The sequence below is a fragment of the Pseudomonas sp. MWU347 genome, from assembly GCF_017947305.1.
Taxonomy (GTDB): Bacteria; Pseudomonadota; Gammaproteobacteria; order Pseudomonadales; family Pseudomonadaceae; genus Aquipseudomonas; species Aquipseudomonas putida_A.
In genome coordinates this window covers 545523-565670 of record NZ_JAFGZB010000002.1, presented here as the reverse complement: position 1 = coordinate 565670, position 20148 = coordinate 545523, and the positions used below count along the sequence as shown (strand labels likewise).

General features: G+C 60.4%; 18 protein-coding genes. 12 read left to right on the top strand and 6 right to left on the bottom strand.

What is annotated here, in order from left to right; genetic code table 11:
* Window positions 1-22: 22 nt before the first annotated feature.
* A complete protein-coding gene (locus tag KCG87_RS06100) occupies window positions 23-1096 on the top strand; it encodes a fatty acid desaturase (RefSeq protein ID WP_210556894.1) in 1074 nt (357 codons plus the stop codon).
* A gap of 103 nt (window positions 1097-1199) precedes the next feature.
* Here the strand turns inward: KCG87_RS06100 and KCG87_RS06095 are convergent, their stop codons facing one another.
* The 3 genes from KCG87_RS06095 to KCG87_RS06085 are packed head-to-tail and all read right to left on the bottom strand — an operon-like array spanning window position 1200 to window position 5234.
* The gene (locus KCG87_RS06095) at window positions 1200-2810 is read right to left on the bottom strand and encodes an arylsulfatase (RefSeq protein WP_134785162.1); all 1611 of its coding nucleotides are present in this window, start codon (window positions 2808-2810) and stop codon (window positions 1200-1202) included.
* Between the two features lie 13 nt (window positions 2811-2823).
* Entirely contained in the window at window positions 2824-3639 is an 816-nt protein-coding gene (locus tag KCG87_RS06090) for an ABC transporter ATP-binding protein (protein WP_139053629.1), read from the bottom strand.
* Window positions 3636-5234, bottom strand: coding sequence for an ABC transporter permease (locus KCG87_RS06085; protein ID WP_210556893.1), 1599 nt, complete (start codon window positions 5232-5234; stop codon window positions 3636-3638). Before KCG87_RS06085 ends, KCG87_RS06090 begins: the two co-directional genes overlap by 4 nt.
* Window positions 5235-5641: 407 nt before the next feature.
* Between KCG87_RS06085 and KCG87_RS06080 the strand changes: the two genes are divergently transcribed.
* Window positions 5642-6655, top strand: a complete 1014-nt coding sequence (locus KCG87_RS06080) for an ABC transporter substrate-binding protein (protein ID WP_210556892.1) — start codon at window positions 5642-5644, stop codon at window positions 6653-6655.
* A 122-nt stretch (window positions 6656-6777) separates the two neighbouring features.
* Here KCG87_RS06080 and KCG87_RS06075 read toward each other — a convergent pair whose 3' ends face one another.
* Window positions 6778-7698 (bottom strand): LysR family transcriptional regulator, encoded by a 921-nt coding sequence (locus KCG87_RS06075; protein WP_045122247.1) that lies wholly within the window; start codon window positions 7696-7698, stop codon window positions 6778-6780.
* A 181-nt stretch (window positions 7699-7879) separates the two neighbouring features.
* Here KCG87_RS06075 and KCG87_RS06070 point away from each other — a divergent pair, with 181 nt between their 5' ends.
* Window positions 7880-8800, top strand: coding sequence for a TauD/TfdA family dioxygenase (locus KCG87_RS06070; RefSeq protein ID WP_210556891.1), 921 nt, complete (start codon window positions 7880-7882; stop codon window positions 8798-8800).
* A gap of 107 nt (window positions 8801-8907) precedes the next feature.
* Here the strand turns inward: KCG87_RS06070 and KCG87_RS06065 are convergent, their stop codons facing one another.
* Complete coding sequence (locus tag KCG87_RS06065) at window positions 8908-10524, bottom strand: alkaline phosphatase family protein (RefSeq protein ID WP_210556884.1); 1617 nt, start codon at window positions 10522-10524, stop codon at window positions 8908-8910.
* A 190-nt stretch (window positions 10525-10714) separates the two neighbouring features.
* Complete coding sequence (locus KCG87_RS06060; protein WP_135294725.1) at window positions 10715-11659, bottom strand: LysR family transcriptional regulator; 945 nt, start codon at window positions 11657-11659, stop codon at window positions 10715-10717.
* Window positions 11660-11824: 165 nt separating this feature from the next.
* On the opposite strand from KCG87_RS06060, the gene KCG87_RS06055 reads away from it, so the two are divergent.
* The 9 genes from KCG87_RS06055 (at window position 11825) to KCG87_RS06015 (ending at window position 20140) form a co-directional block, all read left to right on the top strand.
* Window positions 11825-14185: a TonB-dependent receptor gene (locus tag KCG87_RS06055; protein WP_210556883.1), complete on the top strand. Its 2361-nt coding sequence runs from the start codon at window positions 11825-11827 to the stop codon at window positions 14183-14185.
* A 23-nt stretch (window positions 14186-14208) separates the two neighbouring features.
* Complete coding sequence (locus KCG87_RS06050; protein ID WP_210556881.1) at window positions 14209-15552, top strand: aryl-sulfate sulfotransferase; 1344 nt, start codon at window positions 14209-14211, stop codon at window positions 15550-15552.
* A 189-nt stretch (window positions 15553-15741) separates the two neighbouring features.
* Entirely contained in the window at window positions 15742-16068 is a 327-nt protein-coding gene (locus KCG87_RS06045) for a hypothetical protein (protein WP_007952780.1), read from the top strand.
* 162 nt (window positions 16069-16230) lie between these two features.
* Complete coding sequence (locus KCG87_RS06040; protein ID WP_210556879.1) at window positions 16231-16554, top strand: hypothetical protein; 324 nt, start codon at window positions 16231-16233, stop codon at window positions 16552-16554.
* 50 nt (window positions 16555-16604) lie between these two features.
* The gene (locus tag KCG87_RS06035) at window positions 16605-16940 is read left to right on the top strand and encodes a hypothetical protein (RefSeq protein WP_210556877.1); all 336 of its coding nucleotides are present in this window, start codon (window positions 16605-16607) and stop codon (window positions 16938-16940) included.
* A gap of 274 nt (window positions 16941-17214) precedes the next feature.
* Entirely contained in the window at window positions 17215-18030 is an 816-nt protein-coding gene (locus KCG87_RS06030) for an energy transducer TonB (protein WP_097086849.1), read from the top strand.
* A 44-nt stretch (window positions 18031-18074) separates the two neighbouring features.
* Window positions 18075-18800 (top strand): MotA/TolQ/ExbB proton channel family protein, encoded by a 726-nt coding sequence (locus KCG87_RS06025; RefSeq protein WP_098966635.1) that lies wholly within the window; start codon window positions 18075-18077, stop codon window positions 18798-18800.
* A 1-nt stretch (window position 18801) separates the two neighbouring features.
* Entirely contained in the window at window positions 18802-19203 is a 402-nt protein-coding gene (locus KCG87_RS06020; protein ID WP_003220570.1) for a biopolymer transporter ExbD, read from the top strand.
* 355 nt (window positions 19204-19558) lie between these two features.
* A complete protein-coding gene (locus KCG87_RS06015) occupies window positions 19559-20140 on the top strand; it encodes an alpha/beta hydrolase (protein WP_003220572.1) in 582 nt (193 codons plus the stop codon).
* The last annotated feature ends 8 nt before the right edge of the window (window positions 20141-20148 follow it).

Below are 20148 nucleotides of genomic sequence, written 5' to 3'. Positions count from 1 at the left end.
TCAATAACCAGAGGATGGAAGCATGGACCGTACTTCTGCAAGTCCCCAGCGACACAATGCTGCCCAGCGATCAGCGCATATTCGCGAAGTGGTGCTGGCCAAGGGCGTCGAGTTGCGTCAGCGCTACCCGATTTTGCAGCACCAGGACGCCCTCGGCGCGGGGATTCTGGCCTTCGCCCTGGCCGGGATGATCGGTTCGGCGACGCTGTACATCACTGGCCACATGGCGTGGTGGGTATGCCTGTTGCTCAACGCGTTTTTCGCCTCCCTGACCCATGAGCTGGAACACGACCTGATCCACAGCATGTATTTCCGCAAGCAGCGCGTGCCGCACAACCTGATGATGGGCCTGGTGTGGCTGGCGCGGCCGAGCACGATCAACCCGTGGATCCGCCGCCATCTGCACCTCAATCACCACAAGGTCTCCGGCACCGAAACCGATATGGAAGAACGCGCGATCACCAACGGCGAACCGTGGGGTTTTGCGCGGTTGCTGATGGTCGGCGACAACGTGATGTCGGCGTTCATCCGCATGCTGCGGGCCAGGACCTGGGCGCACAAATTCAACATCATCAAACGTACCCTGAAGGTTTACGCGCCGCTGGCGCTGGTGCATTGGGGGGCGTGGTACGTGTTCCTCGGCTTTCATGCGGCGAATGGCATTGCCTACCTCATGGGTTCGCCGATTGAATGGTCGGCGACCACGCTGTCGGTGATGCAGATGATCGACATCGCGGCGGTGGTGATCATCGGCCCGAACGTGCTGCGCACCTTTTGCCTGCACTTCATCAGCTCGAACATGCATTACTACGGCGACATCGAGGCGGGCAATGTGCTGCAGCAGTGCCAGGTGTTGAACCCTTGGTGGCTGTGGCCGCTGCAGGCGTTCTGCTTCAACTTCGGCAGCAGCCACGGGATTCATCATTTTGTGGTGAAAGAACCGTTTTACATCCGGCAGCTGACCGTGCCGGTGGCGCATAAGGTGATGCGTGAGATGGGCGTGCGCTTCAATGATTTCGGTACGTTTGGGCGGGCGAACCGGTTTGTTCGTCGGGATGAAGTGGTAGCGGAGGAGGCGCGTACGGCTCAGGCTTGATGGTGAATTTGCGGGCCTCTTCGCGAGCAAGCCCGCTCCCACAGGGGAACGCATTTCAACTGTGGGAGCGGGCTTGCTCGCGAAGGCACCGGATCAGGCAACCTCAATCCGGCTGAAATGGCGAAGCACTGAGAATCACCCCGGTCTCCTCCACATACTGCTGCCAATGCCCGATCAGGGTGCTGAGCTTGTCCGGCTGACTCGACGCCAGATCATGAATCTCACCCGGATCGCTGCTCAGGTCGTAAAGCTGCCAGGTCGCCGGCCCCACCGGCCCGGGGATCCACACGGCTTTCCACGACCCTTGGCGAATTGCCCGCCGGCCAAACAACTCCCAACCAGTCACGGTGTGTTCGTCATGCACCTGCGCCGTCTCGCCAGACAAAAAGCCCAGCCATGATTTACCGCGCAGCGGCGCCACCGGTTTGCCGTGCCATTGCTTGCCCGGATGGCGCACGCCGGCCAGATCGAGAATGGTCGGGGTAATGTCCATCACCGTGCCAAAGCCGTGGCTGATCTGCCCTTTGATCGGCAGTTGCGGATAGTGCAGCAGCGCCGGTACGCGAATCCCGCCTTCGGTGGTGAACGCCTTGAACAGCCGTGACGGCGCGGTCGCCACCTGCGCCCAGCTCGGCCCGTACCACACGTAGGAATTGGCGCGGCCGATGTTGTCGAGGCTGTTGTCGTAATGCTGATTGAGGTAGGTCAGCAGTTCCGGGCCGAACTTGGGAAACGCCTCCAGCAGTGCGCCCTCGGCACCGTTGTCGGACATGAACAGGATGAAGGTGTTATCGAGTTGGCCCTGCTGGCGCAGGTAATCGACCACCCGGCCGATGTTCCAGTCCATACGCTCGACCATGGCCGCGTAGACCTCCATGGCCCGCGCGGAAATCTGCCGTTGCTCATCACTCAGCGCGTCCCATTGCGCATTCAGTTGAATCAGCGGATGTGGCTCGACATCCGGCTCGATCAGCCCCAGCGCCTTGAGTTTTTCCAGGCGTTCGAGGCGCAAGACTTCAGGACCGGCGTCGTAGCGACCACGGTATTTTTCGACGATGTCGGCCGGTGCCTGCAACGGCCAGTGCGGTGCGGAGAAGGGGAGATAAGCGAAGAATGGCCGGCTCTGATCGCGCTCCTTGAGATACTGCAGCAGCTTGTCGCCGAAGGCGTCCGACGAGTAGAAATCCTTGGGCAGCTCATCGATAAAGGTGTCGTCTTCGATGTACAGCGCCGGAGTCGACTTCAGCAGGCCAGGGGTGTGTTCATCGTAGGTCGGCTCGAAACCATAGTGGTTGGCCGCGCCCGGCAGCAACGAAAACGAACGCTCGAAACCACGGGCCTGCGGCGCCAGTTCAGCAGTCAGGCCGAGGTGCCATTTGCCGCTCATCAAGGTTTGATAACCGGCCTCGCGCAGCAGCTCGGGCAGGGCCACAACGCGGTCGTTGAGATAGCCTTCGTAACCCGGTTTGCCGATCAGCTCCGGGGTCAGCGCTTCGGCCATGGTGCCGATGCCGGCGATGTGGTGGTCGGTGCCGGTCAGCAGCATCGAACGCGTTGGCGAGCAGGTCGGAGCGGTGTGGAAATCTGTCAGGCGCAGGCCATTGTTGGCCAGAGCATCGAGGTTCGGCGTGGCGATTTCGCCACCGAACGCGCCGATGTCGGAGAAGCCGAGATCGTCGGCCAGAATCACCAGAAAGTTGGGGCGTTGCGGCATCGAAAAGCTCCTCTCAGCAGGCAATGAACGACAGCGGCAGATCGCGGATCTGGACCGGCAGGCTCGGTTGGTAATGGTCGTCACTGGTCAGTTCGTGCAGCAGCTCTTCACGCAACTGATGGAAGTCGAAACTGCTGCGCTGACGCGGGTGCGGCAGGGCGATATCGACCACTTGCTTGATCCGCCCCGGACGCGGCTCCATCACCACCACGCGGTCGGCGAGAAAGATCGCTTCTTCGACGTCGTGGGTGACGAGGATCGTGGTGATTTTTGCCCGGTCGCGGATCGCCAGTAGTTCGTCCTGCATCTGCTGACGGGTCAACGCATCAAGGGCGCCGAACGGTTCGTCGAGCAGCAGGATCCGTGGGCTGGCGACCAGTCCGCGAGCAATCGCCACGCGCTGGGCCATGCCGCCGGAGAGCTGGTGCGGATAGGCGCGGGTGAAATCGTGCAGGCCGACCAGATCGATGAAATCGTTGATGCGCTGCTGCTTTTCGGCGGTGCTCAGCGGCTCGTTGACCAGGCCCAGACCGATGTTGTCGGCCACCGTCAGCCACGGGAACAGCCGATGCTCCTGAAACACGATGCCGCGCTCGCCGCCGATGCCGCTGACCGCTTTGCCATCGACGCTGATCTGCCCGCGAAACTGCGTATCCAGACCCACCAGCAAACGCAGCAAGGTGGATTTGCCGCAACCGCTGGACCCGACGATGGCGACAAATTCGCCCTCGGCGATGTCGAGGTTGAATTCGCGAATCGCCTCCAGTTCGAAACCGTCGACGTCGAAGGATTTGCCTACGTGGGTGAAGCTGACAATCGGTGCGTTCATGCGTGTCTCCAGCGAGTAGCGCGAATTTCCAGGCGTTGGCCGATGAGGTTGAGCAGGGCGCCGGTGAGGCCGACCAAAAGCATCGCGGCCATGATCAGGTCCATGCGCAGCAGTTGTTGGGCGCCGATCATTTGGCTGCCGATGCCGCCGTTGGACGGCATGAAATATTCGGCGCCGATGGTGCCGAGCCAGGCGTAGATCAGACTCAGGCGCAGCCCGGCGAAAATCCCCGGCGCCGCACCCGGCAGCACCAGACGACGCAGGCGCTGGCCGAGGCTCAGGCGCAGCACCTGCGCGGCTTCGTTGAGTTGTGGCGAGAGGTTGGCGACGCTGCGCTGGGTGGCGATGAACAGCGGGAAAAACGCGGCGAGGGCGACGAACACCCACTTCGCCAATTCACCCAATCCGAACCACGCGGTGAGCAGCGGCACCCAGGCGAAAATCGCGATCTGGCGAATGGCGGCGAGAGTCGGGCCGAGCAGCCGTTCGCTGGTGCGCGACAGACCCAGCAACAGGCCGAGGGCGAAACCGAGTCCGCCGCCCAGCAGCAACCCGCCAAGGGTACGACCGAGGCTCAAGGCCATGCCGCTGATCAGCGTGCCGTCGAGCAGACCGTTCCTGGTCGTTTCCAATACCGCCAGCGGGCTGACCAGAATATTCACATCGACCCACTGCTGATCGCTCGCCACTTGCCAGACGCCAATCAGGCCCAGTGGCAACAGCCACGGTTGCAGCCGCTGCCAGCCTTCATAGCGCGGGCCACGACGGATTTCCGCAGTCGCCGGGTGCGGCCAGTGCACCAGTTTGCCGTCGAGAAAACCGATGCCGCGATCCATCGCGACACCGAGCACACCGATGACGACGATGCACACGAACACGATGTCGAGCATGAACAGTTGCCGTGCCCAGACCATCAGGTAACCGATGCCTTCGCTGGACGCCAGCAGCTCCACCGCCAGCAATGAAGTCCAGCCGGCGGCCAGGGCCAGACGTACGCCGGCCATGAACGCCGGCAGCGCGGCAGGCAACACCAGACGCCGGATCAGCAAGTACGACGGCAGGCGCAGTACGGCGGCGGCTTCGCGCAGTTTCGGTTGCGCATCACGAACGCCGACCAGGGTGTGCAGGGTCACCGGCACCACGATGGCCTTGATCAGCACCACCAGTTTCAGCACTTCGCCGATGCCGAAAAACACCATGAACAGCGGAATCCACGCCAGCGTCGGTACCTGTGCCAGACCGGCGAACGTCGGGAAGACCAGGCGTTCGAGACGCCGGCTGAAGCCCAGCGCGGCACCCAGCAGCGCACCAGCTGAGATCCCTGCCAGCAAGCCCCAGAGCAGACGTTGCAGGCTGATCCACAAATGACTCCACAACTCGCCCTGGGACAGCTCGATGGCGCTGTTCCACACCAGCGATGGCGCCGGCAGGATCTGCTCGCTCATCCATTGATTGCGTGCGGCCAGCCACCACAGAGCGAACAGGCTGATCGGCAACAGCCATGGCAACAGACGTTGGTTGAGGCTCGGCCACGCGCGCCGGCTTTTCAGAGGTGGCGCGGGCAGCGGCAGGCTGAGCAGGGAATCACGGGCCATGGGTGACCTCCGTTGTCGGGTTGCATGGCGAACCGCTGTGCCTGTGTGGGAGTGGGCTTGCTCACGAAGACGGAGTGTCAGGCACCGATGATGGTGAATGACACGGCCTCTTCGCGAGCAAGCCCGCTCCCACAATTGGCTAGCGGTGTATGCAAAATCGATCTATAAAAATTCAAATCAATTCTATTGAGAGATAAGCCAGACCATTTAAGGCTCGCAGCGCGACGCGCATCCAATGCATTTGAAGAATATTTTCGATGCTGTTAATGCATACGCGCTGCAGCCCGCGTTGTTGCTTGCTTAGCGTTAATGGTTATAAAAATGTGCATTTATAGTATTTAAGCGAAGGTCTTGCTTCGGCCTACTTTCGGCTCCTCAACGCCTGTCGTGATCAAGGAGCCGTACCCATGAACTTTCCCTTCAAACGAGTCTTCAGTCTGTTTGCCATTCCGGCACTGGCGGGCCTGTTGGCGATTACCGCGCAGGCCGACGAGCTCAAGGAAATCAGGATCGCTGTGCCCGACCTGAGCGCCGGCACCCAGCACAGCGGCGGCGGTGTGGTGGATGTGCTGCGTGATCAGCAGATCTTCGAAAAAGCCTTCGCCGATCAGGGCATCAAGATTCAGTGGAGCTTTTTCAAGGGCGCCGGGCCGGTGATCAACGAGGCGTTTGCCAACGGTCAGGTCGATCTGGCGTATCTGGGCGACCTCGCGGCGATCATCGGCAAGTCCAATGGCCTCGACACGCGTTTGCTCAGCGCCAGTGCGCGCGGGGTGAAACAGTATCTGGGCGTGGTGCCGGGGTCGGGGATCAAGACCCTGCAGGATCTGAAAGGCAAGCGCGTGGCGATCTTCCGTGGCACCGCCACGCAGTTGTCGTTTGATGCGGCGTTGGCCAGTCAGGGCTTGAGCGAGAAGGATCTGAAAGTGATCAATCTCGACTTCAGCGGCGCGGTCGCGGCCTTGGCGGCGAAACAGATCGACGCGTCGTGGGGCAGCTCAGGGCTGACGGCACTGCAAGCCAAGGGGCTGGCTGAATTGCCGCTCAATACCAAGGATCTGGGTGGCGCCGGCAGTGTGCAGTCAGTGCTGGTCGGCACCGGCAAGTTCGTCGACGGGCACCCGGAGGTCGTGGCAAAACTGCTCAAGGCGCAGCAGCAGGCGGTTGAGTGGCTGACTCGGGACAGCAACAAGGACGCTTATGTGCAACTGGTGTCGGGGCTGGCGAGTTATCCACCGGTGATCCTGACCCAGGATCTGGCGGATCAGAAACTCAGCGAAGTGTTCCCGTCGACGCTGGACCCGGTGTTCCTCGGCAAGTTGCAGGATTCGGTGGACCTGGCGGCGCAGCAGAAGCTGATTCGCAAGCCGTTCAAGGTCAGTGATTGGGTGGCGCCTGAACTGGCGGCGGCCAAGCTCTGAATCTCCAGTGTCGGGACGGGCCTCTTCGCGAGCAAGCCCGCTCCCACAGTGGATCGGCGTGAATACAAAATCTGTGTTCACCACACTCCACTGTGGGAGCGGGCTTGCTCGCGAAGCCGTCCTCAAACCGCGACGCTGACTTCCTGCTTATCCACCGCCACCAATGTCTCGATCATCGCTCTGGCTGCCGGCGACAAGCGAAATCCTGTGCGACTGACAATCCCGCAGCGCGCGTTCATGCTCTCCAGATTCTGCGGCAGATTGCGCCAGTGCAGCAGCGCCAGTGAACCCTGGGCAATATCCTCGTAAAACGCCTCTTCCGTACCGATGCCGATGGCATTCGATTGCAGCACCACTTTCACCAGCGCCGGGAAATGCTCGGTCTCGATGGTCGGCGAAAAATCGATCCGGCCGCTGAGGTTCGCCAGCAGTTTGCGAATCCCCGGCGGGATCAATGTGGTCGCCAGCGGGTAGTCGAACATGTCGTTGGTCGACAGGCTCTCCTTGGCCAGCAGCGGGTGCCCGGGACGGCAGAAAAACACCCCGCGCTTGGGCGTCAGGGCCTGGGTCTGGAAGTTCGGGTCGGCTTCGAAGTGGCGGATGTCGGCGATGAAGAATTCGATCTCTTCGCGGCTCAGCGCACGGCTGAGTTTTTCCCAGTTATCCACCTGAAAACAGGTGCGCACTTTCGGGTGCGCGTTGATGAATTGCGCCACCGCATCCGGCACCAGTTTCACCGCCGGGGCCGGGCCGCAGCCGAAGTGCAGTTCCCCGGCATCAAGCTTGGTCATCTGCGTCACTTCCGCGCTGAGCAGCGCCGCGCCTTGCACCAGGGTCAGGGCGTGTTGCAGCACCACCTGGCCTTCGGGTGTCGGGCGCAGATCCTTGTTGCCGCGATCCACCAGCACGCAGCCGAACTCTTGCTCCAGCCCTTGAATGCTGCGGCTGAACGCCGGTTGAGTGATGCCCATCGCGTCTGCCGCACGGACAAAACTGCGGTGTTCGTTGAGGGCGATGAAGTAGCGCAACTGGCGAAGATCCATATGCTTTTCCGGCATCCTAAAAATAGCTCGAAGGCATTTGCGACGAGGGTTGCTTGAGGTTTTAAATGCAAGCTCTTATTCCGTCAACGAAGCATGTGAATATCTATTAGATGCAAATGGAATATAGATAGAGCGATGTTTCGCTGCCGCCTAACCGCAAGCAGTCGATGAGGGTCTACCCATGAGCAATGCCGCACTCGCTGTAAAACCTGCTGTCCACGCGCTGGACATCCATCCGGTGGCCGGCCGTATCGGCGCCGAGATCCGTGGCGTGCACCTGTCCGGTGAGCTGGACGCCGCCACGGTCGAAGCCATTCAGCAGGCGCTGATCCAGTACAAGGTGGTGTTCTTCCGCGAGCAGACTCAGCTCGACGATCAGCGCCAGGAAGCCTTCGCCCATCTGCTCGGCGAGCCGGTGGCGCATCCGACCGTACCGGTGCGTGAAGGCACGCGTTATCTGCTGGAGCTGGACGGGGCCGAAGGCCAGCGCGCCAACTCCTGGCACACTGACGTGACCTTCGTCGACGCCTACCCGAAAGCCTCGATCCTGCGCTCGGTGGTGGCGCCGGCCTTCGGTGGCGACACCCTGTGGGCCAACACCGCGACCGGCTACAACGAACTGCCAAGCGAACTGCGCGAGCTGGCGGACAAACTGGTCGCCGTACACAGCAACGAATACGACTACGCCGGGGCCAAGCCAGACGTGTCGGCTGAGAAGCTTGAGCGCTATAGAAAGGTCTTCACCTCGACCGTCTACGAGACCGAGCATCCGGTGGTGCGTGTGCATCCGATCAGCGGCGAGAAAAGCTTGCTGCTGGGGCACTTCGTCAAACGCATCAAGGGGTATTCGCAAGCCGATTCGGCGCACCTGTTCGGCCTGTTGCAGAGCCATGTGATTCGTCAGGAAAACACCGTGCGCTGGCGCTGGAAGGCGGGTGATGTGGCGATCTGGGATAACCGTTCGACCCAGCATTATGCGATTGATGATTACGGCACCCAGGATCGTATCGTGCGGCGGGTGACGCTCAAGGGGGAAGTCCCGGTTGGGGTTTCGGGGCAGCGTAGTCAAACCATCAAAGGTGCCGAGCTCGTCGGCGTCTGATCGGGCCTCTTCGCGAGCGAGCCCGCTCCCACAGTGGAAATGTGTTGAACACAGTGGATGTGAACGACACAGAACCCTGTGGGAGCGGGCTTGCTCGCGAAGCTCTTTCACCAAACTCCAATCTGCACGACCTTCTCGGTCTCCGGCTCGCCATAGCGAAACCGCTGCCCACGCAAATCAATCTCCTGATAACTGATCGTGGTCCGCCGCTTCAACCCGCGCACCCATTCGAACAGATACCCCGCATGCTCTTCGCGCACCGCCGCGTAGGCCGGGTCCTCACCCAGATCGCGCAACTCCTGCGGATCATTCAGCAGATCAAACAACTGCGGCCGGAAGCCGTCGTACGCCAGGTATTTCCAGCGCTCGCTGCGCACCATGGTCATGCGGCAGCGGTCGATCGGCTGGCCAAGTCGCTCGCGTGCCGGGGCCTGAAAGGCGTAGTCGTATTCGCTGATGGCGTAGCGGCGCCAGTCGGGATTTTCTCCGTGTAAAAGCGGGATCAGCGAGCGTCCTTCCAGCCGATGCTCGGCTTTCGGCAGGCCCAGTGCCTGGAGAAAAGACGGCAAGGCATCAATGGTTTCCGCCAATCGCTCATCCACCGTACCGCGGGTGATGTCCGCCGCCGCGCGCGGGTCGCGCACGATCAATGGCACACCCACCGCTTGCTCCAGCAAAAACTCCTTCTCGCCCAGCCAGTGGTCGCCGAGAAAGTCGCCGTGATCGCTGGTGAACACGATCAACGTGTCATCCCAGCGACCGTTGCTCTGCAGAAAATCGAACAGCCGCCCGAGTTGATCATCCACCTGCTTGATCAGACCCATGTAGGTGGGGATTACATTCAATCGTACTGAGTCACGGGAGAAGTTGAGGCTTTCCTCATGCTGGCGAAACGCCGTGTATACGGGGTGTTTGCTGGCTTCGGAGGGCGTCGCGCGGACCGCTTCGAGAATCGATTTCGTACTGTACAAGGCATGGTATGGCGCCGGTACGATGTAGGGCCAGTGCGGTTTGATGTAGGAGAGGTGTAAACACCAGGATTTCTCACCTTGCTCGGTGATGAAGTCGATGGCTCGATTTGTAGTGTAGACAGTCTCTGAGAATTGCTCGGGAATTCGTGCTGGCAAATGCGCATGACGCATCTGCCAGCCGCTGAGGATTTCGCCGTTCTCGCCTTCGGCGGCGTTGGCCCAGTCGTGCCAGGGGTTGCGCCCGTCGAAGCCCTGCTCGCGCAGGTAATGGGTGTATGGCGCGGATTCGCGTTTGTCGTCGAAAAGCGGGTCGTCGGGGAAGATTCCGTCGTGGCGGAAGTACGGCTCGAAACCGACCTCGTTGAGCACTTCGGCCTGCGCGCTGTCCGGGTTGATCGCCAGACGCTGCAAGGCGTCGACATTGGCCGTGGCGTGGGTCTTGCCGACCAGCGCGGTGCGGATGCCGTGGGGGCGCAGGTAGTCGCCGATCGTCAGTTCTTCCAGCGGCAACGGCACAGCGTTCCATGCGACCTGATGGCTGCTGACGTAGCGTCCGGTATAGGCCGACATCCGCGACGGGCCGCAGATCGTGCCCTGGGTGTAGGCACGGCTGAAGCGCACGCCTGCGGCGGCCAGGCGATCGATGTTCGGCGTGTGCAGATGCGGATGACCGTAACAGGACAGGTAATCGCGGCGCAGCTGATCGCACATGATGTACAGGACGTTGCGCACAGGGTTTTGCGGGGTGGGCATGGGGTTCACCGGTCAGAAGGACAGGCGAGGGTTGTCGCTTTCGGCAGGGGTGTTCGGCAAGTGCATTTGGGGAATGGGTTTTATGCAGTGGATGCATCGGTGTGAGTGGCGACGCCTTCGCGAGCAAGCCCGCTCCCACAGGAGTACGCATTCCAAATGTGGGAGCGGGCTTGCTCGCGAAGGCAGTGGCTCAGACGGCAAAATTCTCCAGCGAACACACCTCATCATCCACCGCATCAATCGCCTTGATCTGCTCAATCATCGCCTCGGCCAACGGCGACAACCGATACCCCGCCCGACTGACAATCCCGTAGCGGGTGTACAGCTCTTCCAGATCATCCGCCAGACCCTCGATCCGCAAACACACCAGCTCACCCTTGGCCTGATGCAGCGCATCTGAATACGCCCCGACAATCCCGATCGCCTCCGAACGTAGTACCACGCTGAGCAGGCTGGAACTGTTTTCGCATTCGACATTGGGGGTGAAATCCGGGCGACCGCTGAGGTCGACGATGACCTTGCGCAGGTTCGGCGGACGAATGCTCACCGCCAGTGGATAGCTCATCAATTGCTCGGCCGTGACTCGTTCAAGAGCGGCCAGCGGATGCCCGGCACGGCAACAGAAATGCCATTTGCGCGGCCGCAAGCGGTACGTCAGGTAATCCGGATCGGCTTCGAAGTGTCGGGTGTCGGCGACGAAGAATTCGAATTCCTCACTGAGCAGGCGTTTGCTCAGGCTCTGCCAGTCATCGACCTGAAATTGCACCCGCGCTTTCGGGTAGCGCCCGATGAACGCGCCGATCGCGCGCGGGATCAATCCGGCCGCCGGCGCCGGGCCGCAACCGAAGCGCAGCTCGCCCGCCTCCAGGCCATTGAACTGACTGATCTCGTTGGCCATCTGCTGCGCGCCGCTGACCAGTCGCCGTGCATGTTCGAGCAGCACTTGGCCCTGTTTGGTCGGCGGCAGGTCCTTGCGCCCGCGATCGACCAACTGACAGCCGACGCTGTGCTCCAGCGCCTGAATGCTGCGGCTGAACGCCGACTGCGACAGGTTCACCGCCTGCGCGCCGGCGACGAAGCTGCGTTGTTCGGCGAGGGCGATGAAGTGTCGAAGTTGGCGCAAGTCGATATGCATTTTTCACATAAAAAATATCCGGGAAATGCATTGGATATGCATTAGGTCGACTCCTTATAAAGGCAATCTCTTATGCAGTAAATATTTGTAAATCCATAAATAAATAACTGAAAAGAATATGCAGCGCTGAAGATGTCTGTGTGTTTTTTGACCAGGAGCCGCGCCATGAGTCCGTTGAACCTTGCGTCACCCTTAACGCCACGAAGGCTCAAACGCCTGCCTCTGGCCCTGTTGCTGGCGGGGAGTGCCAGCTGGACTCACAGCTACGCCGCCGACGCCGAAACCGCGCCGCCAGCTCCTGCGGGCAAACCCGCGGCCAACAGCTCGCAGCTGGAAACCGTGACCGTCACCACCCGCCGTCGCGAGGAAAGTTCGCAAGATGTGCCGACGCCGATGAGCGTGGTCAGCGGTCAGAATCTGGAGACGCAGCGGGTCTACCGGATTCAGGATTTGCAGCAACTGGTGCCCAGCGTCAACGTCGCCTACATGCACGCGCGCCAGTCCAGCGTGTCGATTCGCGGCCTGGGCAACAACCCGGCCAGCGACGGTCTGGAAGGCAGCGTCGGTCTGTACATCGACAACGTGTATCTGGGCCGTCCGGGGATGGCGGTGTTCGACCTGATGGACATCGAACAGCTCGAAGTCCTGCGCGGGCCGCAAGGCACGCTGTTCGGCAAGAACACCACCGCCGGGGTGATCAACATCAGCACCCGCGCGCCGACCTTCACCCCTGAGCGCAGCATCGAAACCTCGTTCGGCGAGGACGGCTACTTCCAGACCAAGGGCACGATTTCCGGGCCGCTCAACGATCAACTGGCCGGACGTTTCTCGGCCTATCGCACCCGCAGCGACGGCGACATCAAGAACGAATACAACGGCCATGACCTGAACGGTGGCTCGCGCGATGGCTTCCGTGCGCAGTTGCTGTTCAAGCCCAACGAAGACTTCAATCTGCGCTGGATCGGCGATTACAACGAAGAGGATTCCAGCGCCGGCACCCGCGTGCTGTACAACACCGGGCCGACCATCAACGGCGTCAATCTCTACCAATCGCGGGCCAATGCCGCCGGTGCGACGCTGGTCAACGGCTCGCACCGCAAGGTCAATCTGGACAACGACCAGCACGTCACCGTGCATCAGGGCGGTACGTCGGTGGAGGCCAACTGGACGTTGCCGAGCGATTTCACCCTGACCTCGATCAGCTCGTATCGCTTCTGGAATTTCACCCCGGCCAACGACGACGGTCTCAACGTTGCGGCGACTTACAACGCCGGGGTTTCGGTCGAAGACAAACAGTACTCGCAGGAATTCCGCCTGGCCTCGCCCAAGGGCGAGTTCTTCGACTACGTGGTGGGCGCGTACTACTTCGGCTCGGATCTGGACAACAAATCCTTCGCCTATTACGGCCCGCAGGCCGACATCTGGAACGGCACGCCACGCGGTGCGTTGGCCAATGTCGGTAGCGTCGGTAACGGCCACATCAAGACCGACAGCTTCGCCCTGTTCGCCCAAGGCACCTGGCACCTCACTGAGCGCCTGGACTTCACCGCCGGCGTGCGTGGCACCTATGAAGAGAAGAACGCCTGGGTCACTCGCAATGCTCCGGTCGGTGGCGCCACTGTCACCGGTGCAGCGGCCACGGCACGCCGCGGACGCACTGGCGCCTACGATTCCGGCGATCTCAATCAGTACAGCTCAAGCCCCTCCGGGTTGCTCAACCTCAGCTATCGCATCACCGATGATCTGCTCGGCTATGCCACGCTGTCTCACGGGGAAAAATCCGGTGGGGTGAACCTTGCGGTGGGTTCGGCGCCAACCGCCGGCGCCGACTCGCTGCTGATCGGCACCGAGCGCGCCAACAACGCCGAACTCGGTTTTAAAAGCACCCTGTGGGATCGGCGTCTGCAACTCAACGCCAACGTTTTCTGGACTCAGGTCAACGCCTATCAGACCAACGCCTACGACGACGTCAACCGCGTGCAATACCTGACCAACGCCGGCTCGGTGCGCTCGCGCGGCGTCGAATTCGAAAGCACCGTGATCCCGTTGCGCGGCCTGACGCTGAACTTCAACGGCTCGTACAACGACGTCAGCTACCTCTCGTACAAAGATGCGCCATGCCCGCCGGAAGTCAGCCAGGCACCGGGCGCACCGGCGTCCTGCGACCTCAGCGGCCATCAAGTGGTCGGCGCGTCGAAATGGATCGGCAATGCCAATGGCGAATACAAATGGAATCTGGCCAACGGCTTCGAACCCTACGTCACCGCCAGCTACGCGTTCCGTTCGAAAGCGGTGGGCACGGTCGAGGATTCCGACTACGGGCAGATCCCGAGCTACGCGGTGGTCAACCTGTCCACCGGTCTGCGCGGCGATTTCAATCAGGGCCAGTGGGACGTTTCGCTGTGGCTGAAAAACGCCTTCGACAAGACCTACTACACGACCCTGTGGACCGGCGGCAACGGCGGTTATGAAGGCCTGCTCGGTACGCCGCGCACCCTCGGCGTTACCGGTCGCTACGACTTCTGATCTGTCATTCAAGGAGCTGCATCATGTTGCCAGACAAAACCGCTTTAGCGCTGTTGTTATCCGGCGCAGCGTTGAGTACCTCGGTGTTCGCCGCACCCAGCGTGTACCCGACCGGCGTCACCCGCTACGACCCGAACAAGGCGTTCAACCAATACGTGATTTTCAGTGGTGCCGACAAGCAGACGCACCTGATCGACATGAACGGCAACGAGGTGAAAACCTGGCCGCAGGCGGGGTTTCCGTCGGCGATCATCGACCCGCAACTGGTCGGCGGCGAGCGCGGGCATGTGCTGTTGCAACTGAGCGACAAGGATCCGGGCAAGCTCGGCTCCGCCGGTAACGGCCTGGGCAATCAGAGCGTCGGCGAGCTGGACTGGAACGGCAAAGTTGTCTGGCAGTGGGGCGACAAGGCGCCCGGCGGCGCAGCGCAGCAACACCATGATCAGCGGCGCCTGAGCAACGGCAACACCGTGGTGCTGGCGAACAAGGTGCATAAGGTCAAAGGCTTCAAATTCCCAGAGGTGATCGACGATGCAATCTATGAAGTCAGCCCCGACGGGCAGGTGAAATGGCAGTGGCTGGCCTCGGAACACCTCAACGAATTCGGCTTCACCCCGGAGCAACTGAAGCTGGTGCGCACCAGTGACAACCCGGATTACCTGCACATCAACAACCTCAGCGTGGTCGGGCCGAACAAGTGGTTCGATGCCGGGGACAAGCGCTTCAATCCAGACAACCTGTTGCTCGATTCACGCAACGCCAACTTCATCGCAATCATCGACAAACACAGCGGCAAAGTGGTCTGGCGCCTCGGCCCGAACCTGCCGCTGATCAACCCGAAAACCGCACAGACACTGCCGCGTCCGGTGGATCAATTTGTCGGCCAGCACGACGCGCACATCATCCCGGCCGGGCTGCCCGGCGCGGGCAACTTGCTGGTGTTCGACAACCAGGGTTCGGCGGGGTACCCGAATGTCACCCTCGGGCTGATTTCCGGCTCGCGAGTGCTGGAAATCGACCCGCAGAAAAATGAAATCGTCTGGCAGTACAGCGCGGCGAATTCGAAGCAGCCGGGGTGGGCGTTCTATAGCTCGTTCATCAGCAGCGCGCGACGTTTGCCCAACGGCAATACGCTGATCGACGAAGGCATGAACGGGCGCTTTTTCCAGGTCACGGCCAGCGGCGAAAATGTCTGGGAATACGTCAGTCCTTATCTGGGTAAAGCACCGGGCAGCGACGCGATCAGCAACTGGGTCTATCGGGCGTTGCCCGTGAGTTACGACTGGGTGCCGAAGGGTACGCCGCGCTCCGAGACCGCCGTGATTGCCCCGACATCGGCAGTGCAGCAGACCAGTGCCAGTCGTTAGTTGAAAAGGAATTAATGCTCGAATGAATGGCGATAAGTTATGTGCGGTTTGAATACTACTTATTGCAATTTCGTTGAAAAGTCGCGTGGACAATAAGTGAATGGCCAACCATCCTGAGTGTCGTGAGTTTCCAGGAGGGAACTTGCTCTCATCGGAAGACACTTATCCAACGATAAAGGAAATCACGTTATGTCGAGCATTAATGGCAATTATGTAAACGCTAACGCTGGCGCCAAACTGACGATTACCGATGGCAACGATTCCAACGGCACCTTCAGCGGCAAGTTCAGTCAGAACGGCGTGAACTACGACATCGCTTACGGGCATTACCATTTCCAGAACAGCACCGGGCAGCCTACGATCATCACCTTCGCGGCTCTGAATGACGGCACCGGTTATCAATCCTGGACGCTGTTCTCGCCGGATCACAACTACTCAAAAGTTCGTGCGGTGGGTTCGCGTACCAACTTTGATGGTGATGTTGTTGGCCTGGCTGGAGAGTTTGTTAAACAGTAATTTTGTGTCACAAAAAAGCCGTCATGCTATTGAGCCTGGCGGCTTTTTTCTTACATGAAATAAGTCATTTTCATGTTGGTTATGTTTGCTGTGGATGACAGCGTTTTCTGGCGTCTGATTCTAAGCTCGAGGTGAACTCAATCATTCGAGCAGGACGCTTACATGCAAAACGCGCTTTATTCCAATACCCTCGATGGGCCCTCTCTGACCATTGTCGATTCCGATGACCGCATCGGGGTCTTCGGCGGCACGTTGCATCACCAAGGCATCAACTACGGCATCGTCAATGGCCGTTATGCCAGCCTCAACGGCTACCAGCCGCCAACCGTGGTCACGCTGATTGCCAATAACCAGGATCACGGTTATTTCGCCCTGACCCTGTTCTCGCCAAGTCGCGGCACTCATGAACTGCAGGGGCACTGCGTGCGCGTTACCTATGACGGCGTGGTCAGCAGCCTGCCGGGCGACTTCGTTCGCCACGCATGAGGCGCAGCCAGCGCCAGATTTCTTCTCAAACACAAGCAAGGATGCTGCACATGTCCACGATCAATGGCGTTTATCGTCATGAACCTTCAGATACAACCTTGACCCTGACCGAGGGCGATGACCGCACCGGCAGTTTCACCGGCACGTTGTCCGTGTCCGGCACCGATTACCCGATCGCATTTGGCAATTTTCATTTCAGGCATGGCTTTTCAACAGGCCCGGTCGCTATCTCTTTCAATACGCTGACGGTCGATGGCACGGCGCAAGCCTGGGTGATGTTCTCGCCCGATCAGGCCTACACGCGCTTGCGGGCAATGGGCAGCGCGGCGGACATGATGGGCAACACCGGGTTGAATGGCCTGGAATTCATCCGGCAAAACCGCTGAAGAAGCGCGAAATGAGCGGGTTTCGCATGCCTTCGCCGAATATTTTTCATGCTTGAAAAGCATTGTAAATTCAGCCCTCGGCGCCAGGCCTTGCAGGCCGTGGCTTCGCGACAATCTGCGAAAACTGATATTCGTAAAAAATCTAAACACATCGATAAAAGTTACTTTCGGAGATAAGCGATTGCTCCAATGATTCACCCAACGACCGGCCGCCCGGGGGATGTTTGCGGCGACCGGTCGGGTACTTCGCAAAGAGACCGCAGGGAGTGAATCAATGGGCAATGTCCAGACCGCCGCCAGCGCACAGGAATTGCTGTGGCGTCAGACGCCGAGTGGCGAATTGGTCGATCTCGGCCGGCCGCATCGTGTGCCGCTGGGGCAGTTGCGTTTGCAGCGTGCACCCAAGGGCATTCTGAGCCGCCGTGAAACCATTCTGCTCGGCGTGCTGGCGCTGCTGGTGCACGGTGCGGTGATCTACTGGATCAACCAGCATCCGACGCCGGCGTTGCCGATCGTGCCGCCGGAAATTCCGCCGATGACCATCGAGTTTTCGCGGCCGGCGCCACCCGCGCCACCAGTGGTCGAACCGCCGCCACCGGCACCGGTGGTTGAGCCACCGCCGCCGGTTGAAGACGAGTTGGCGGTGAAGCCTCCGCCACCCAAACCGATTCCCAAACCCAAGCCGAAACCGGTGGCCAAACCGGTGCCGAAACCGGCGCCCAAAGCTGTTGAACAACCGCCCGCGCCGCCGCAACCGGCCGCTCCGGTTGCCGCCCCGGCACCGCCCGCCCCACCGGCTCCCGCGCCAGTGACACCGGCCTCGGCCAACGCCGCGTATTTGAAGAACCCGGCGCCGGAATATCCGTCGCTGGCCCAGCGTCGCGGCTGGGAAGGCACGGTGTTGTTAAGGGTGCACGTGTTGGCCAATGGCAAGCCGGGTGAAATTCAGATTCAGAAAAGCAGTGGTCGGCAACAGCTCGACGATGCGGCACTCAATGCCGTCAAACAGTGGAGCTTCGTGCCGGCCAAGCAGGGTGATGTCGCCCAGGACGGCTGGGTCAGCGTGCCCATCGATTTCAAGATTCATTAAACCGAAACCTATTCGCGCTAAATGTTTACACGAGGGAATACATCATGACGTTACTGGCCTCTCCACTGGAATCCATCGAAAGCGCGGTGATCTGGCTGCTGGTGGTTTTTTCCGTTGCCACCTGGGGACTGGCGCTGCTCAAGGCTGTGCAGTTCGGTCGTCTGAAGGCGCAGGATCGCAAGTTTCATAAACGTTTCTGGGCGGCGTCGAGTCTGGATTCCGCCGCTGAGTTGAGCGAAACCCAGCCTGGTGCTGCGGCACGAGTCGCTCAGGCCGGTTACGCGGCGATTCAGGTGGGTGAGGCGCCGCAGGCCAATGACCTGAGCCAGGCGATCAACCATCAGGATCGGTTGGAGCGTGCCCTGCGTCAGCAGATCGTCCGTGAACGCCGTTCGCTGGAAACCGGTCTGGCAGTGGTCGCAAGTATTGGCAGCACCTCGCCGTTCATTGGTCTGTTCGGCACGGTGTGGGGAATCATGGAGGCGTTGAAAGGCATCAGCGCGGCAGGCTCGGCGAGCCTGGAAACGGTCGCCGGTCCAATCGGTGCGGCACTGGTTGCCACCGGTGTGGGGATCGCCGTCGCGGTACCGGCGGTGCTGGTTTACAACTACTTTTTGCGGCGTCTGAAACTGACGGCGGCGGATCTGGATGACTTCGCCCACGACTTCTACAGCCTGGCGCAGAAGAGTGCGTTCCGTGTGCTGATCCACCCGACTGCAAACAAGGTAGCGGCACCGGGCAACGCACCAAAAGTGAAGGAGGCGTCCTGACATGGCCTTCTCCACACAAGACAGCGACGAGGTGCTGAGCGAGATCAACGTGACACCGCTGGTGGACGTGATGCTGGTGCTGCTGGTGGTGTTTATCGTCACCGCGCCGCTGCTGACCAACGCGATCCCGATCAACCTGCCAAAGACCGAAGCGGTAGCACCGGTCGAGCAGAAAGATCCGCTGGTGGTGAGCATCGACGGCGCCGGCAAACTGTTTATCAACAAGGATGAAATCCAGCCGGACTTGCTGGAATTCAACCTCAAGTCGGCCAAGGCCAAGGACCCGGAAGTGCGCGTGCAATTGCAGGCCGACGACGGGGTGAACTACGGCGAAGTGGCGCGGGCCATGGCTTCGATCGAGCGGGCAGGGATTACCAAATTGTCGGTGATCACCGCGCGGTAACAGGATTTACGTTTTTCCGGGGCCGTCTCCTTGGCAGGGTGCGGCCCTTTTTTTATTTCTGGCATAGAAAACAAAGCCCTCACCCTAGCCCTCTCCCAGAGGGAGAGGGGACTGATCTAGGTGTTTGGTAGACGTACGCTGACGTGGGATATCTAGTCGAACTCAGGATTTGAAAAGCTCAAAAATTAGCTCCCTCTCCCTCGGGAGAGGGCTGGGGTGAGGGGTAAAGGATTTAAAGTCGTACACAAATCATATATTCAATTTAGGTCTTAATAAATAGCTTCTTATTCCTTAACGAATATAAATCCCGTCCCTATACTCGATCAGGAACAGACACGACGCAGGAGAGCTCCCCATGCGCAACGAATCAATCCGCTACCTGATTGTGCCGGGCTGGCAAGGATCGCCAGAAGATCATTGGCAAACCCACTGGCAGAACAGTCTGCCCAACAGCGCACGCGTGGAGCAGGCCGACTGGCTGACCCCGCGCCGTGAAGACTGGGTTGCGGCGCTGGCCGAAGCGATTGCCGCCGACAGCACACCGGTGATCCTGATTGCTCACAGCCTGGGATGCATCACCGTTGCGCATTGGGCTGCCACCGCGCCCGTGCAATATCTGCGTCAGGTGCGCGGTGCGTTGCTGGTCGCACCTGCCGATGTCGAGCGTCCGGCCTGCGCGCCTGCGTTGCGCAATTTCGCGCCGATCCCGACCGATCTGTTGCCGTTCCCCAGCCAGGTGGTCAGTTCCGACAACGACGCCGCCGTCAGCGCCCCGCGTGCCCTGGAGCTGGCGCGCAACTGGGGCGCCGAGGCGGGAATTCTTGCCGGGGCCGGGCACATCAACGTCAAGTCCGGGCATCAGCGTTGGGAGCAGGGTTTCGCTTATCTGTATCGCCTGCAGAACCGTATGGAACACCACGCCCGGCGTCGCGCTTGAACCTTTTT

Coding starts and splice junctions, on each gene's coding strand:
- KCG87_RS06095 (WP_134785162.1), bottom strand. CDS start 2,810: ATGCCGCAACGCCCCAACTTTCTGGTGATTCTGGCCGACGATCTCGGC.
- KCG87_RS06030 (WP_097086849.1), top strand. CDS start 17,215: ATGGGCAATGTCCAGACCGCCGCCAGCGCACAGGAATTGCTGTGGCGT.
- KCG87_RS06040 (WP_210556879.1), top strand. CDS start 16,231: ATGCAAAACGCGCTTTATTCCAATACCCTCGATGGGCCCTCTCTGACC.
- KCG87_RS06075 (WP_045122247.1), bottom strand. CDS start 7,698: ATGGATCTTCGCCAGTTGCGCTACTTCATCGCCCTCAACGAACACCGC.
- KCG87_RS06020 (WP_003220570.1), top strand. CDS start 18,802: ATGGCCTTCTCCACACAAGACAGCGACGAGGTGCTGAGCGAGATCAAC.
- KCG87_RS06055 (WP_210556883.1), top strand. CDS start 11,825: ATGAGTCCGTTGAACCTTGCGTCACCCTTAACGCCACGAAGGCTCAAA.
- KCG87_RS06035 (WP_210556877.1), top strand. CDS start 16,605: ATGTCCACGATCAATGGCGTTTATCGTCATGAACCTTCAGATACAACC.
- KCG87_RS06090 (WP_139053629.1), bottom strand. CDS start 3,639: ATGAACGCACCGATTGTCAGCTTCACCCACGTAGGCAAATCCTTCGAC.
- KCG87_RS06015 (WP_003220572.1), top strand. CDS start 19,559: ATGCGCAACGAATCAATCCGCTACCTGATTGTGCCGGGCTGGCAAGGA.
- KCG87_RS06070 (WP_210556891.1), top strand. CDS start 7,880: ATGAGCAATGCCGCACTCGCTGTAAAACCTGCTGTCCACGCGCTGGAC.
- KCG87_RS06065 (WP_210556884.1), bottom strand. CDS start 10,524: ATGCCCACCCCGCAAAACCCTGTGCGCAACGTCCTGTACATCATGTGC.
- KCG87_RS06050 (WP_210556881.1), top strand. CDS start 14,209: ATGTTGCCAGACAAAACCGCTTTAGCGCTGTTGTTATCCGGCGCAGCG.
- KCG87_RS06060 (WP_135294725.1), bottom strand. CDS start 11,659: ATGCATATCGACTTGCGCCAACTTCGACACTTCATCGCCCTCGCCGAA.
- KCG87_RS06085 (WP_210556893.1), bottom strand. CDS start 5,234: ATGGCCCGTGATTCCCTGCTCAGCCTGCCGCTGCCCGCGCCACCTCTG.
- KCG87_RS06045 (WP_007952780.1), top strand. CDS start 15,742: ATGTCGAGCATTAATGGCAATTATGTAAACGCTAACGCTGGCGCCAAA.
- KCG87_RS06025 (WP_098966635.1), top strand. CDS start 18,075: ATGACGTTACTGGCCTCTCCACTGGAATCCATCGAAAGCGCGGTGATC.
- KCG87_RS06100 (WP_210556894.1), top strand. CDS start 23: ATGGACCGTACTTCTGCAAGTCCCCAGCGACACAATGCTGCCCAGCGA.
- KCG87_RS06080 (WP_210556892.1), top strand. CDS start 5,642: ATGAACTTTCCCTTCAAACGAGTCTTCAGTCTGTTTGCCATTCCGGCA.